The sequence below is a fragment of the Leucobacter japonicus genome (genome assembly GCF_001273855.1).
Taxonomy (GTDB): domain Bacteria; phylum Actinomycetota; class Actinomycetes; order Actinomycetales; family Microbacteriaceae; genus Leucobacter; species Leucobacter japonicus.
Genome location: NZ_JHBX01000104.1, coordinates 455,814 through 470,228, shown reverse-complemented (window position 1 = coordinate 470,228; position 14,415 = coordinate 455,814). Strand labels below are relative to the sequence as shown.

Below are 14,415 nucleotides of genomic sequence, written 5' to 3'. Positions count from 1 at the left end.
CGTTCTGCTGAGGTGAAGCTTAGGCTGCCTGCGCGCGCAGCTCCGCGAGCTCGCGGCCCGAGCGAGTGGCGTGCTCTTCTGCCTGCTCCTTGAGCGAGGCGCCGAGATCAGCGAAGGCGTCGAGCGCAGGGTTCACGCCGACGAGCGTGAAGGGGCGCTCCACCACGCGAAGGTCGAGGCCCCAGACATCCTCGAGCACGCGGCGCAGCCACGGCGTCGAGTGGTCCCAGCCCTCCTTGGGCGTGCCGGGGCTGTAGTTGCCGCCGAGCACGGTGACAAGCGTCGCCGGCTTGCCCTGGAGCGCGGTGCCCTCGGGGTTGATGCGCGGATCGGTGTACGCGACGTCGAACCAGGTCTTGAAGTGCTGCGAGACGCCGAAGTTGTAGAGCGGCACGGTGAAGAGCAGGGCGTCGGCCGAGATGAGCTCGTCGGCGAGCGTGGTCGCGAGCTCGGCTGCGGCGCGCTGCTGGTCGTTGCGGTCGCCCTCGGGCACGAACCCGGTGGTAACGGCGGTCTGCCAGACCTCGGCCGAGATGGGGTTCGCGGCCACGTCGCGGCGCACGATCGCGGAGTCGGGGTGGGCCGCGGTCCACTCCTGCTCGACGAGGTCGCCAAGCGCACGGCTGGCGGAGGTGGCGGGGAGGATGCTCGCATCCAGGCGGAAGAGGGTCACACTGACTCCAATCAGGTTGCTCATAGTCGCTATGTTTTTCTGAGCGACTCGGCTGAGTGTAGCACGGTACAATCGGAGCATGGCAGACCCTCAGCACGACCGGCACGAATGCGATGCCGCCGTCAGTCTTGCCTTCTCCATTCTTGGCAAGCGCTGGAACGGCATGATCATCGACGCGCTCGGCAGCGGGGCGCTGTCGTTCGCCGAGGTGCGACGAGCGGTGCCCGGAATCAGTGACGCCGTGCTCTCCGACCGCCTCACCGAGCTGGCCGAGGCGATGCTCGTCTCGCGCACGGTCGACGCGGGCCCGCCCGTCTCCGTGAACTACGCGCTCACCGTCGGCGGCGAACAACTCGTGCCCGTGCTCGACGATCTCGGCCGCTGGGCCGAAGCCAACCTGCCGGCGCGCAGCTAGGATCATCGCGCCGCCGGGCGCCGCCTGGCTCGTCGCTTCGTCTACGCTCGCCGCGAACGTCGTCACGCCCCCTGGAACCGCTCGCGGCACCGGCGTAGGGTCGAAGACGCGGGAGAGCGGGATGACTGCTGGTACCGGACCGAAGGCGATCCTGCCCTCCGTAGAGAGAGGGAACCACCATGCGAGCAGCTCGGTACTACGGCCGTGAAGACATCCGTATCGAGGACATCGACCCCCAGCCCCTGCAGCCAGGCACGGTGCGCATCGATGTCGCCTGGACCGGCATCTGCGGCAGCGACCTGCACGAGTACCTGGACGGCCCGATCTTCGTGCCGCCGGCCGGCCACCCGCATCCAATCTCGGGCGAGGATGCTCCGGTGACCCTCGGGCACGAGTTCTCGGGTGTGGTCAGCGAGCTCGGTGAGGGGGTCACCGACCTGAAGGTCGGGCAGCACGTCGTGGTCGAGCCGTACATCATCGACTCCTCGGTCGATACTGGCCCCGAAAGCACCGACTATCACCTCTCCGAGAACATGAACTTCATCGGATTGGGTGGACGCGGTGGCGGGCTTTCTGAGAACGTCGTCGTGGAGCGCCGCTGGGTGCACCCGGTCGCCGAGACGGTGGCCCTCGACGAGGCAGCGCTCATCGAGCCCCTCTCAGTGGCCCACCACGCCGTCAAGCGTTCGGGTGTCGAGGCCGGCAAGTGGGCGCTGATCGGCGGTGCCGGGCCAATCGGGCTGCTGACCGCCGCGGTGCTGAAAGCCGAGGGGGTCAAGGTCATCATCTCCGAGATCAGCTCGCTGCGTCGCCAGAAGGCGCTCGACGCGGGCGTCGCCGACGTCGCGCTGAACCCCGCCGAGGTCGATGTCGTTACCGAGGTGAAGGCACTTACCGGCGGGCGCGGAGCCGACGTCGCTTTCGAAGCCACGAGCGTGCAGGTGGTGTTCGACACGCTGGTCGACGCGGTGCGACCCCAGGGGGTCATCGTCGTCATCTCCATCTGGGGTCACCCGGCAAGCCTCGATATGCAGAAGCTCGTGCTCAAAGAGATCGACCTGCGCGGCACCATCGCGTACGTCAACGACCATCCGGCCACCATCGCGCTCGTCGAGAGCGGCAAGATCGACCTGAAGCCGTTCATCACCGGAAAGATCGCGCTCGACGATCTCGTCTCCCAGGGCTTCGACACGCTCATCAACCACAACGAGACCGCGGTGAAGATCCTCGTCTCGCCGAGCGGCGCCGGCCTCTGAACTGAGTGCCTCCCGGCGGCGCGGGCATCTCGCGCCGCCGGGTCGTCACCCCTCCCGGGACAACCGCACTTACACAGCACCGAAGTGCCGCAGCAGTACTCGCTCCACCCACACCCCACCGACGCTCCACCGAACAGAGAGGTCGTCCCATGACCACCGTCGCCGAACACATCGTCGCCACACTGAAGACCAACGGAGTCGAGCGGGTCTACGGGCTGCCGGGCGATTCTCTGAACGGGTTCACCGACGCGCTCCGCAAAGACGGGTCGATTCGCTGGGTGCATGTGCGGCACGAAGAATCGGCGGCGTTCGCTGCGGCCGCCGACGCGGCGACGACGGGTGAGCTGGCGGTGGTTGCCGGATCCTGCGGCCCCGGAAACCTGCACCTCATCAACGGGCTCTACGACGCGAACCGTTCGCGCGTGCCCGTGCTCGCGATCGCCGCCCACATTCCGACGAGTGAGATCGGCACCAACTACTTCCAGGAGACGCACCCGCAAGACCTCTTCCGCGAGTCGAGCGTCTACAGCGAGTACGTCGCGAGCCCGAGCCAGATGCCGCGCGTGCTCGAGATTGCGATGCGCACCGCCATCGAGCGCCGGGGCGTCGCCGTCGTGGTGATCCCGGGCGACGTCGCGCTGGCCGATGCGCTCACGACCGCGACCCACGTCATCGAGCGGGCCCGCCCGGTCGTGGTGCCGAACGATGCCGAACTCGATCGCGCCGCCGAGATCTTGAACAGCGCGAAGCGGGTCACCATCCTCGCCGGTGCCGGCGTCGAGGGTGCGCATGAGCAGGTGGTCGCGCTGGCGGATCGTCTCGGCGCCCCCATCGTGCACGCGCTGCGGGGCAAGGAGTTCATCGAATACGACAACCCGTTCGACGTCGGCATGACCGGTCTGCTCGGATTCGCCTCGGGGTTCCGCGCGATGGATGGCGCCGACGCCCTGCTCATGCTCGGCACGGATTTTCCGTACGCGCAGTTCTACCCCGAGAAGGCGAAGACGATCCAGGTCGATATTCGCGGCGAGCAGATCGGCAGGCGGCACCCCGTCGATCTCGGTCTCGTCGGCGACGCCGGTGCGACGGCGCACGCACTGCTCGGGCGCATCAAGGGCGGCCGCGACCGCACGCACCTCGACGACGCCCGGGCGCACTACGTGAAGACCCGCGCGAAGCTCGACGAGCTCGCGGTGCCGTCGAAGCGCGCGCAGCCGATCCACCCGCAGTACCTCGCCAAGCTGCTCGATGAGGCGGCGGCCGACGACGCCGTCTTCACCGCGGATGTCGGATCACCCACCGTGTGGGCCGCTCGCTACTTCACCATGAACGGCAAGCGTCGGCTCATCGGCTCGTTCAGCCACGGCTCCATGGCGAACGCGCTGCTGCACGGGATCGGTGCGCAGGCCGCGCACCCCGGCCGGCAGGTCGTCGCGCTCGCGGGCGACGGCGGCCTCGCGATGATGCTCGGCGAGCTCATCACGCTCACGCAGAACCGCCTGCCGGTGAAGACGATCGTCGTGAACAACTCGTCGCTGAACTTCGTGGAGCTCGAGATGAAGGCGGCCGGATTCGTGAACTACGGCACCGACCTCGAAAACCCGAACTTCGCCGATGTGGCGCAGGCGCTCGGCATCTTCGCGCGGCGCGTGGAACGGTCGGAGGATCTGCCCGCGGCGCTCGCCGAAGTGCTCGCCCACGACGGCCCGGCGCTGCTCGACGTGGTTACCGAGCGCCAGGAACTCTCGATGCCGCCCGCCGTCACCGCCGAACAGGTGAAGGGGTTCGCGCTCTACGCGATCCGCACCGTCATGTCGGGCCGTGGCGACGAACTGCTCGATCTCGCCCGCGCGAACTGGCGCCAGCTGTTCTGAGCGGAGTTCCTCTCCGAACGCCCCTGCTCTGAGCCGCCGAACCCCTGCAATCTCGCCGAGCCCCTCCTATCTTCGCGCACAGATGAGAGGGGCTCGGCGAGAATGGAGGGGCTCGGCGGAGGTAACGGGGTGTGCGCAGCTGCCGCGGCGGCGGCTCCGCGGGAGGAGGCCAGAGCCAGTGCCGGCCCGGCCGGGCTAGTTCGGGAGCGCCGGGCGCTGCTCCTGACCCGCGCCGCGGGGGATGAACAGCGACAATACCAGCGCGATGACGCCGGCGCCGATCGCGAGCCAGAAGCACACATCGAACGCGGCGCGGCTCGGGATCGCCTGACCGTTGAACTCCGTCGTCATCGCGGCGAGCACCCCGCCCATCACCGCTGACGCACTCGACGTGCCGACGGAGCGGAAGAGCGCATTGAGCCCGTTCGAGGCGCCGGTCTCGTGCGCGGGCACCGAACGCATGATGATCATCGGCATCGCAGCGAAGGTGAACCCGATGCCCACGCCGATGAGCAGGTTCGCGGCGAAGACGTGCCACACCTCGCTCGACCAGATCAGCATGAACGCGTAGGCGAGCACGATCGTGGCCGTGCCGGCGGTGAAGAGCGGCCGCGGGCCGACGGTGCGCTCGAGCCACCCCGAGAGCGGCGAGATGATCATCATCACGATGCCGGCGGGCATCACGATGAGGGCGGCCTGCATCATGTTGAGGCCGAAGCCCGACCCCGAGGCGACGGGCAACTCGAGCAGCTGCGGAAACGCGACGTTCGACGAGAACAGTGCGAAGCCCATGCCGATCGCGGCGATGTTGGTGAAGAGCACCGCGGGTCGGGCGGCGACCCTGAGATCGAGCAGCGGATCCTTCGCCCGCATCTGGTACCAGCCCCACAGCAGCAGCACCGCGATGCCGCCGATGATGGTGGTCAGCGTGAGCGGCGACGTCCAGCCCCAGTCTGCGCCGCGCGACACGAACAGCAGGATGCCGGTGAGGCCGATCGCGAGCCCGATCGCGCCCAGCACGTCGAGCCGACCGGAGCTGCGCAGCACGTCACCGGGCACGAGCCAGGCGATCAGCGGCACGCCGAGCACGCCGAGCCCGGCGGCGAGCCAGAACAGGGCGTGCCAGTCGGCGTTGATCGCGAGATATGCGGCGAGGGGCATGCCCACCGCGCCGCCCACGCCCATCGTGGCGCTCATGAGTGCGACGGCCGTGCCGAGTCGCTCGGGCGGCAGCACGTCGCGCATGATCGCGATGCCCAGCGGAATCACACCGGTCACCACGCCCTGCAGTGCGCGCCCGATGATGACCCCCACGATCGTGCCCGACACGGCGGCGATCACCGAGCCGACGATGAGCACCGCGAGCAGCACGACGACCACGCGCTTCTTGCCGAAGAGGTCGCCGAGGCGACCCGAGATCGGCGTCGCGACCGCTGCGACGAGCAGGGTGATCGTCACGACCCACGAGGTGTCTTCGCGCGAGGCATGCAGCAGCTCGGGCAATTCGGCCTGAAGCGGCACGACGAGCGTGAACATGAACGACGAGCAGAGCCCCGCGTAGGCGAGCGCGGCGACGGTGGCCCACCGGGGAGGGGTTCGTGAAAGTCGATTCCGTTGATTCTCCGCCGCATTCCCCACGCGAGGAGTGTATCGGGTGCGTGGGGAGGTGAGCGGGCGGCGGGTCGGGCCCGCCGGTCAGGCCTGCGGCGTCAGCTCCTCGGCCAGCGCGACGATGATGCCCTCGGGGCCGCGCAGGTAGCAGAGACGATACTGATCTTCGTAGCGGGCGATCGACCCGATGAGCTCGCCGCCGACCGCGCTCATGCGATCGACCGTGGCGTCGACGTCGGTCACCGCGAACATGATGCTGCGCAGCCCGAGCGCCTGGGGCGTGTCGGGCGAGGGCGTCGTCTCGACGGCGGCGGGCTCGTCGAACCGGGTGAGTTCGATGACCCCGCTGCCGTCGGGGGTGCGCATCATCGCGATTTCAGCGCGCAGCCCAGGGATGCCGACCACCGCGTCGACCCAGTCACCCGAGATCGGGGAGCGGCCGTCGACGTTCAGGCCGAGCTCGACGAAGAAGTCGATCGCGGCCTCGAGGTCGCGCACGACGATGCTGATGTGATCCAAACGCTGCAGTGCCATACGGCAGAGAATACGCGTTCGAAACTCCCGGTGCCAGAGTGGTGCGCAGTGCGGAACTTACGCCGCGAGACGCGACGGCGCGATGCCCGCGAGCACGCCGAGCAGCGAGTCGGGCACGAGCCCGGTGTCGGCGCGGCCGTCGCGCACGATCGCGGCGATCCGCGATCCGAGCTCCGCGGTCGTCGCACCCATGTCGGCGCCCGCGAGTGCGGGCAGCGAGCCGAGCACCTCGACGGTCGCGGCCTCGACGGCGCGTGCCGCCTCACCCTCGCCGAGATGCCCGAGCATCAGCGCGAGAGAGAGGATCGCCCCGGCCGGGTTCGCCCAGCCCTTCCCGGCGATGTCGGGCGCCGATCCGTGGATCGCTTCGAACATGCTGGGTGCGGTGCCGTCGAGGTTGAGGTTCGCGCTGGTCGCGACGCCGAGCCCGCCCTGAATCACTGCGCCGAGGTCGGTGATGATGTCGCCGAAGAGGTTGTCGGTGACCACGACGTCGAAGCGCTCGGGGGCGAGTGGCAGGTGGAAGCACATCGCGTCGACGTGCACGTAGTCGAGCTCGACCTCGGGGTAGCGCTCGCCGACCTCACTGACGACCTGCTGCCAGAGCTGACCGGCGGCGACCAGAATGTTGGTCTTGTGCACGAGCGTCAGCTTCTTGCGGCGTCCCAGCGCGAGGCGGAACGAGAAGTCGACCACGCGCTCGATGCCGGCGCGAGTGTTCAGCGACTCCTGCATCGCGACCGCGTTGGGAGTGCCGGCGTGCACCGTGGAGCCGCGGCCGACGTAGGCACCCTCGGTGTTCTCGCGCACGATGACCATCTCGCACCGCTCAGGAGCGAGATCGGCGATCGGTGTGGGCACGCCGGGGTAGAGGCGCACGGGGCGCACGTTCGCCGCCTGCTGGAAGCGCTGGCGCATCTCGAGGATGAATCCGCGCTCAAGAATGCCGGGGGTGACGCGGGGGTCTCCCATGGAGCCGAACAGGATCGCGTCTTTGTCGCGCAGCTGCGCCTCGACGGCGTCGAACAGTTCGCCGGTCTCGAGGTAGTGGTTTGCACCCGCGGCGAAGGTGCTGCGGTCGGTTGTGAACCCGAAGCGCTGCTCGGCGGCGTCGAGCACCTCGAGCGCGCAGCCGACCACCTCGGGGCCGATGCCGTCGCCGGGAAGTACCGCGATCGTGTAGCTGTTCGTCATGGTCGATCCTTTCGACGGCGGTCGGCCGCACACGCCTTTGAATTGGGCCTCTTGGTGATCTATATTAAATGGTAAGACCACTCAGCGCGACGTCTCGGGTGCACCGCAGCACCGCGAACCGCGCGCTCACGCCGCAGGGAGCCGCCATGTCACACGCACTCGACCTTCTCGCGCCCGCCGGCGCACTGCCGATCGGCGACGGGTGGCGGGAGTTTGCGGCGAGCTCCGACGTCGTCTTCCCGTTCGACGGCACGGTTATCGGTACGGCCCCGGTGAGCGGCGAGCAGGATTCGCGCGACGCCCTCGATGCCGCCGATGCAGCGCGGGCCGCGGTCGCCGCGCTCACCACCGCGCAGCGCAAGGCGATCCTGACCGAACTCACTGCCCGGGTGCGCGCCGAGGCGCAGCACCTCGAAGACCTCTTGGTGCTCGAGACCGGCAAGCCGCGCGTCGACTGCCGCACCGAGGTGAACCGCACCATCGTCACGCTCGAGGCGACCGCCGAAGAGGTCTCGCACATTCACGGCGAGACCGTGCCGCTCGACCTGCAAGAGCTCGGTCGCGGCATGATCGGCTACTACACTCGCAAGCCCGCCGGCATCGTGATCGGCATCGCCGGGTTCAACTACCCGCTGCTGCTCGCGACCCACAAGCTTGCGCCCGCCATCGCCGCGGGCTGCCCCGTCATCATCAAGCCGGCACCGAACACGCCGCTCGCGACCATCGAGCTGCTCGCGATCACCCGTGAGATCCTCGCCGCGCACGGCGTCACGCCCGCCGCGGTGCAGCTCGTCAACGGCGACCCGATCGTCGGCGAGACCCTCGTGCGCGACCCGCGCGCGGCCATCGTGTCGTTCACGGGCTCGGCCAAGATTGGCCACCTCATCGCCCAGCAGGCCGCGCCGCGCAAGGCCGTACTCGAACTCGGTTCGAACACCGGCTTCATCGTCGCGAACGATGCCGACCTCGAAGCCTCAGTTGACGCCGTGCTGCGCGGTGGCTTCTACGCCAACGGGCAAGCGTGCATCTCGGTGCAGCGCGTCGTGCTCGAGCGCGGGATCGCCGAACGCTTCTCGGCCCGCCTCGTCGAGCGCATGGGCGAGCTCGTCTTCGGTGACCCCCGCGACCTCGCGACGAACGTCGCCCCCGTGATCAACGCCGCCTCGGGCGAGCGCATTCGCGCGATGATCGATAGAGCACTCGCCGCGGGCGCCACGCTGCTGACCGACGGACCCGGTGCCGTCTCGGAGCAGCGCGGCGCCGCGCACCTCGCCCCGATCGTGCTCGGCGACGTGCCCGCCGACGTCGACGTCTGGTGCGAAGAGATCTTCGGGCCCGTCGTGTGCCTCACGACCGTCGACTCCATCGACGACGCGATCGACCTCGTCAACGACTCGCGCTACGGGCTGCAGGCCGCCATCTACACCGCATCGCTCGAGAGCGCCTTCGCCGCGATCGACCGCCTCGAGGTCGGCGGCGTCGTCGTCAACGAGATCCCCGGCTTCCGATCCGACATCATGCCCTACGGCGGCGTGAAAGATTCGGGCATCGGGCGCGAAGGCCCCCGCTTCGCCATCGAGGAGTTCACGGTGACGCGCATGGCGATGATCCGCCCGCGGGCGCGCGGCTGACGCCGGCCCGGCGATCCCGCACCGCCGCGCAGCACGTCGAACTGCAGCGCACCGCACTCGATACCCAGACACGAACCGAATTCCAGGAGAATCCCGCATGAGCCACTCGCCGATCGACTACTCGCAGCTCTTCCGCCTCGACGGGCGCACGATCGTGGTGATCGGCGCCGGCAGCGGCATCGGTCGCGAGTCGGCGCAGGCGCTCGCCGCGCAGGGCGCGCACGTCGTGGTCGCCGACTACTCGCTCGAGGGCGCCGAGGCGACGGTTGCGCTGATCGCTGAACAGGGCGGCGTGGCCGAGGCCTATGAGCTGAACGTGCTCGACGACGACGCGGTCGCCGCTGCGGCCGAGCGCTTCGGCACGGCATCCGCGCTGGTCTTCACCGCCGCGACCAACGTGCGCAAGCGCATGGAAGATTACACACTCGACGAGTTCGACCGCGTCGTGAACCTCAACCTGCGGGCGTCGTTCCAGCTCATTCGCCAGTTCGGCACGAAGTTCGCCGCCAACGGTGGCGGGTCGATCATCGGATTCGCGTCGATTCGCGCCCAGGTCGTCGAACCCGGGCAGGGCGTCTACGCGGCGACCAAGGCCGGGCTCGTGCAGCTCGCGAAGACCGCGGCCGCCGAGTACGGCGCGCAGGGCGTGCGCGTCAACGTGGTGGCTCCCGGCGTCGTCGAGACGCCGCTGACCGCCCAGATCAAAGCGAACGACGAGTGGTACGGCGCCTACGCGCAGAAGAGCGCGCTCGGCCGCTGGTCGCGCCCCGACGAGCTGGCCGGCGCCGTGGTGTATCTCGCATCAGACGCGTCGTCGTTCGTGACCGGCTCCACGCTCACCGTCGACGGCGGGTGGACCGCGATCGACGGGCGCTTCACACCGCCCGCCTCGTAGCGGTTTCGGGCCGGGCCGGGGGCGCACCGAGGCACCCCGCGCCCGGCACTCAGGCCACGCGGGCCCAGTCCACCTCGGCATCGGCCCCGCGCGCGCCCTCGAACCACAGCGCCACCCGCATCAGGTGATCGTCGGTGCCGATGCGCCCCGCGATCTGCAGGCCGATGGTGCGACCGTCAGCCTGCACGCCGGCGCCGACCGACACAGCGGGCTGCCCCGACATGTTGTAGGGCACGGTGAACGAGATGTGCCCCATGGTCTGCAGCGGGTCGGTGATCGGCATGGGGTCTTCGGCGGCGAACGCGGCGACGGGCGTCACGGGGGACAGTACGAGGTCGAACGGTTGGGTCGCGGCGCGGGTGAGGCGCGCCATCTCATCGGCCATGCCCCGGTTGCGCACGGTCTGCGCGGCCGAGAAGCCGGCGCCGGCCTCGCACCAGGCCGCGATGAACGGCAGTACGGTGGCGCGGTCGGACTCCGAGAGCACTTCGAAGTCGGCGAAGGATCGGCTGCGCCAGAAGTTCACGAGACCGTCGAGCACCGTTGCGGGCACGAAGGGGTCGAGCGGCACGACCGTCGAGCCCGCTGCTTCGAAGAGTGCTGCGGCGCGCTCGATGGCGGCCCGGGTCTCCGGTTCGACGGGAAGGCCTGACCCGGCGTCGAGCTGCAGCGCGATGCGCAGGCCCGCGGGGGCGAGCGGCTCGGTCGACCACTTCATCGGTTGATACGCGCGGGTGAGGTAGTCGCGGGGGTCGGGCTGCGCCACGATCGACATGAGGCGGATCGCGTCGGCGGCCGAGCGCGTCAGCGGCCCCGCCGCGCGCCCGGTGTAGGGCACGTCGAGCGGAATGAGCCCCTCGCTGGGCTTCAGCGCGGTGAGCCCCTGCCACGAGCCGGGGAGCCGGATCGAACCGCCGATATCCGTGCCGATGTGGAATGGCCCGTAACCTGCTGCGGCGGCCGTGCCCGCGCCGGCGCTGGATCCGCCCGACGTGTGCGCGGGGTTCAGCGCACCGCGGGTGATGCCGTGGAGGCTCGAGACGCCCGACGACAGCATGCCCCAGTCGGGCATGGTGGTCGTGCCGACGATGACCGCGCCGGACTCGAGCAGGCGGTCGGTCGTGGGAGCGTTCTGGGCCGCGATCGGCGGGTTCGGGATCGCCGTGCCCGCGGGCTTCGGCTGACCGGCCCGGGCGATGTTCTCCTTGACCGTGGCGGGCACACCGTCGAACGCGCCGAGCTGGGTGCCCGAACGCCAGCGCTCCGTCGACGCGGCGGCGTCGGCGCGCACCTGCGCGGCGTCGAACAGGTACAGCGCATTGAGTTCAGGCTCGCGCGCCTCGACGCGGGCGATGACGTCTTCGGCGACCTCGGAGGGGCTGAGCGATCCGTCGGCGTAGTGCGCGTTGAGCGCGGAGGCGTCGAGGGAGGCGGGGCGGTTCGAGGTCATCCTGGGCCTTTCGTTCGGGTGAATGGTCGGGCTGGGGGAGCGCGCACCCGTGACGCGGGCCGGGGTGGGGGTGCCGCGTGGTCGCGCCGCCCCCACCCCGTCGCATCAGGCGCTCTGCGCGAGCTCCTGTCGCAGCGTCAGCGACGAATCGATGAGGCGCTGCGTGTACGGGTGCTGCGGGGCGCGGTACACGGTCTCGGTGTCGCCGGCCTCGACGATCTCGCCCGACTGCATCACGATGACCGAGTCGCAGAGGTGCCGCACCACGTTGAGGTCGTGCGACACGAAGACGAGCGTGAGCCCGTACTCGTCGACGAGGTCGGCGAGCAAGTTCAGCACCTGCGCGCGCACCGAGACGTCGAGTGCGCTGACGGGCTCGTCGGCGACGACCACCTTCGGTCGGCAGATCAGTGCGCGGGCGATCGAGATGCGCTGACGCTGTCCGCCCGAGAACTGGTGCGGAAAGCGCTCGGCCGACGAGGCGGGCAGCCCAACCGCCTCCAACATTTCGGCGACCATGCGCTTGCGGTCGGCCGCCGATTCGCCGCGGCCGGGCACGAGCAGCGGCTCCGAGATGATCTGTTCGACGGTCATGCGCGGGTCGAGCGACCCCATCGGATCCTGGAACACGATCTGCAGGTTCTGCCGCAGCTCGCGCAGTTGCGCTTCCTTCGCGCCCTTCACCTCATTGCCGGCGACGATCGCGCTGCCCGAAGTGGGCTGGTCGAGGCCGGCGAGGATGCGCAGCAGCGTCGACTTGCCCGAGCCCGATTCGCCGACGACGCCGAGGCGGCCGCCCTCGGGCACCTCGAACGAGATGCCCTTCAGTGCGTGCACCTCGGGCGCCGGCTTGAACAGGCTCGTGCGGCCGCGGGTGTAGGTGCGCACGAGATCGGTGACGCGCATCGCGGGCTCGGCGGCTGCGGTGCTGGGGGCCAAGGCGCCGGCGGGCGCGGCGGCCGCGGATGCTGTGGTCGCGGGCGTACCAGCGACGGGTGCCGGATCAGCGGGCGCCGGGTGATCCGCCGCCGCACCTGCGAGGGCCTCGTCGGCACCGAGAGCCGCATCCGCGGGCGGCGGCACGTACTCCTGCGCCGTCGCGACGGTGAAGAGGCGCCCGTTCGCGTCGACCGCGTCGAGATCGGAGGCCGCGAGCAGTCCCCGCGTGTAGGGGTGCTGCGGACGGGTGAAGACGTCTTCGGTGGTGCCCTCCTCGACGACGACGCCCTGGTTCATCACGAGCACGCGCGTGCACATGTTCGCGACGACGGCGAGGTCGTGCGTGATGAAGAGGAGGCCGGTGCCGCGCTCGCGCACGAGCTCGAGAATGAGGTCGAGCACCTGGCGCTGCACCGTGACGTCGAGCGCCGTCGTGGGCTCGTCGCAGAGCAGCAGCGACGGGTCGTTCGCGAGCGCCATCGCGAGCATGACGCGCTGACGCTGACCGCCCGAGAGCTGGTGCGGGTAGGCGCGCGCGGCCTGCGCGGGGTCGGGCAGATGCACGGCGTCGAGCATCTCGACAGCGCGACGATTCGCCTCGGCCTTCGTCGGCGCGAGCTTGTGCTGCAGAATGATCTCCGCGATCTGCGCCCCCGCCCGCATCAGCGGGTTGAGCGCCGTGAGCGGCTCCTGGAACACCATCGCCACGTCGTTGCCGCGCAGCTTCATGAGATCGCGCTCGGGCGCCTCGAGCAGGTTGCCCGCGTAGCCGTCGATCTCGACCGAACCGTCGGCCGTGACGCCGTTCGGCAGGAGGCCGAGGAGCGCGGTCGTGGTCATCGACTTGCCCGACCCCGACTCGCCGATCAGGCCGATGCGCTCGCCGTGCGCCATGTGCAGCGAGAAGTCGGAGACGAGGGTGCGGTGCGGGGTGCGCACGTTGAGGTCGTCGACGCGGAGCAGCAGGTCGCCGCGCGCGGCGGTACCGGCAGCGCCGGCGGTGGATTCGGTGCGCATCAGCCGCGGCTCCCGTTCAGTTTCGGATCGAAGCGGTCGCGCAGGCCGTCACCCAGCAGGTTGAAGCCCATGACCGCGATGGCGATGGCGATGCCCGGCCACACGGCCAGCATCGGCTCGGTGCCGAGGAACTGCTGCGACTCCTGCAGCATGCGCCCCCACGACGGGGTGGGCGGCGGGGTGCCGAGGCCCAGGAAGCTCAGGCCGGCCTCCGCGAGCACGGCGAGGGCGAACGAGACCGACGACTGCACGACGACCATGCCCACGATGTTGGGGAGCACGTGACGCAGGGCGATCCGGAACCGCGACTGGCTCGCCGCGCGCGCCGCGAGCACGTACTCGGTCGTCATCACCTGCAGGGTGCCCGAGCGGGCGACGCGCGCGAAGCCCGGAATGGTCGCGATGCCGATCGCCACCATGGCGGTCAGCGTCGAAGCGCCGAAGACCGCGCTGAACATGATCGCGAGCAGCAGTGCCGGGAAGGCGAGCGCGATGTCGGAGGCGCGCATGATGACCTCCTCGATCCACCCGCCACGGATGCCCGCGAGGATGCCGAGGGGCGTGCCGATAACGATCGCGATGCCGACCGAGATGACGCCGACGAAGAGCGTGATGCGCGCGCCGTACAGCATCGCCGAGAACACATCGCGGCCGTACTTGTCGGTGCCCATGAGGTGCGCGGCGCTGGAGCCCTGGAGGCGATCCGCCGGCATCGCCTGCGTGGGGTCGTAGGGCGTCCACACGAACGACACCAGCGCCGCGAGCGCGACGAGCCCGATCAGTACGAGGCCGATGATCAGCGTGGTCGACAGCTTGCGGCGACCGGGCTTCGCGGCCCCGCCGCTCAGGCTGGAGTTGCCCGGTGCGCTGATCGCGCTGGTGCGCGGCGCCTGGGAGGGCGGGGTGGGAACCTGTTGCGTGCTCAT

At 69.8% G+C, this 14,415-nt stretch carries 12 protein-coding genes; 5 read left to right on the top strand and 7 right to left on the bottom strand.

From position 1 onward, the window contains the following. Window positions 1-19: 19 nt before the first annotated feature. Window positions 20-673 carry an FMN-dependent NADH-azoreductase gene (locus tag AMS67_RS06590; protein WP_053386619.1) on the bottom strand — a complete coding sequence of 218 codons (654 nt, stop codon included), beginning with the start codon at window positions 671-673 and terminating at the stop codon, window positions 20-22. 79 nt (window positions 674-752) lie between these two features. Between AMS67_RS06590 and AMS67_RS06585 the strand changes: the two genes are divergently transcribed. The 3 genes from AMS67_RS06585 (at window position 753) to poxB (ending at window position 4,218) form a co-directional block, all read left to right on the top strand. Beyond that, a complete protein-coding gene (locus tag AMS67_RS06585; RefSeq protein ID WP_053386618.1) occupies window positions 753-1,088 on the top strand; it encodes a winged helix-turn-helix transcriptional regulator in 336 nt (111 codons plus the stop codon). 179 nt (window positions 1,089-1,267) lie between these two features. Continuing rightward, window positions 1,268-2,344, top strand: coding sequence for a 2,3-butanediol dehydrogenase (locus AMS67_RS06580; RefSeq protein ID WP_053386617.1), 1,077 nt, complete (start codon window positions 1,268-1,270; stop codon window positions 2,342-2,344). A 149-nt stretch (window positions 2,345-2,493) separates the two neighbouring features. Continuing rightward, on the top strand, window positions 2,494-4,218 hold the full coding sequence (gene poxB / locus AMS67_RS06575) for a ubiquinone-dependent pyruvate dehydrogenase (RefSeq protein ID WP_053386616.1): 1,725 nt from the start codon (window positions 2,494-2,496) through the stop codon (window positions 4,216-4,218). Window positions 4,219-4,413: 195 nt separating this feature from the next. Here the strand turns inward: poxB and AMS67_RS06570 are convergent, their stop codons facing one another. Genes AMS67_RS06570 through AMS67_RS06560 form a run of 3 tightly spaced genes read right to left on the bottom strand, consistent with a single transcriptional unit; the run spans window position 4,414 to window position 7,557 of the window. Continuing rightward, complete coding sequence (locus AMS67_RS06570) at window positions 4,414-5,856, bottom strand: MFS transporter (RefSeq protein WP_075201245.1); 1,443 nt, start codon at window positions 5,854-5,856, stop codon at window positions 4,414-4,416. Window positions 5,857-5,913: 57 nt separating this feature from the next. Further along, window positions 5,914-6,363, bottom strand: a complete 450-nt coding sequence (locus tag AMS67_RS06565) for a VOC family protein (protein WP_193787071.1) — start codon at window positions 6,361-6,363, stop codon at window positions 5,914-5,916. Between the two features lie 57 nt (window positions 6,364-6,420). Then, window positions 6,421-7,557 (bottom strand): 3-isopropylmalate dehydrogenase, encoded by a 1,137-nt coding sequence (locus AMS67_RS06560; RefSeq protein ID WP_053386615.1) that lies wholly within the window; start codon window positions 7,555-7,557, stop codon window positions 6,421-6,423. A gap of 146 nt (window positions 7,558-7,703) precedes the next feature. Here AMS67_RS06560 and AMS67_RS06555 point away from each other — a divergent pair, with 146 nt between their 5' ends. Both AMS67_RS06555 and AMS67_RS06550 read left to right on the top strand, forming a co-directional pair. Further along, entirely contained in the window at window positions 7,704-9,188 is a 1,485-nt protein-coding gene (locus AMS67_RS06555; protein WP_053386751.1) for an aldehyde dehydrogenase family protein, read from the top strand. Window positions 9,189-9,285: 97 nt separating this feature from the next. Then, complete coding sequence (locus AMS67_RS06550) at window positions 9,286-10,083, top strand: SDR family NAD(P)-dependent oxidoreductase (protein WP_053351800.1); 798 nt, start codon at window positions 9,286-9,288, stop codon at window positions 10,081-10,083. Window positions 10,084-10,132: 49 nt separating this feature from the next. Here AMS67_RS06550 and AMS67_RS06545 read toward each other — a convergent pair whose 3' ends face one another. The 3 genes from AMS67_RS06545 to AMS67_RS06535 form a co-directional block, all read right to left on the bottom strand. Continuing rightward, entirely contained in the window at window positions 10,133-11,533 is a 1,401-nt protein-coding gene (locus AMS67_RS06545; protein ID WP_053386614.1) for an amidase, read from the bottom strand. 105 nt (window positions 11,534-11,638) lie between these two features. Then, the gene (locus AMS67_RS06540) at window positions 11,639-13,489 is read right to left on the bottom strand and encodes a dipeptide ABC transporter ATP-binding protein (protein WP_053386613.1); all 1,851 of its coding nucleotides are present in this window, start codon (window positions 13,487-13,489) and stop codon (window positions 11,639-11,641) included. Beyond that, on the bottom strand, window positions 13,489-14,415 hold the full coding sequence (locus AMS67_RS06535) for an ABC transporter permease (protein WP_053386612.1): 927 nt from the start codon (window positions 14,413-14,415) through the stop codon (window positions 13,489-13,491). Before AMS67_RS06535 ends, AMS67_RS06540 begins: the two co-directional genes overlap by 1 nt.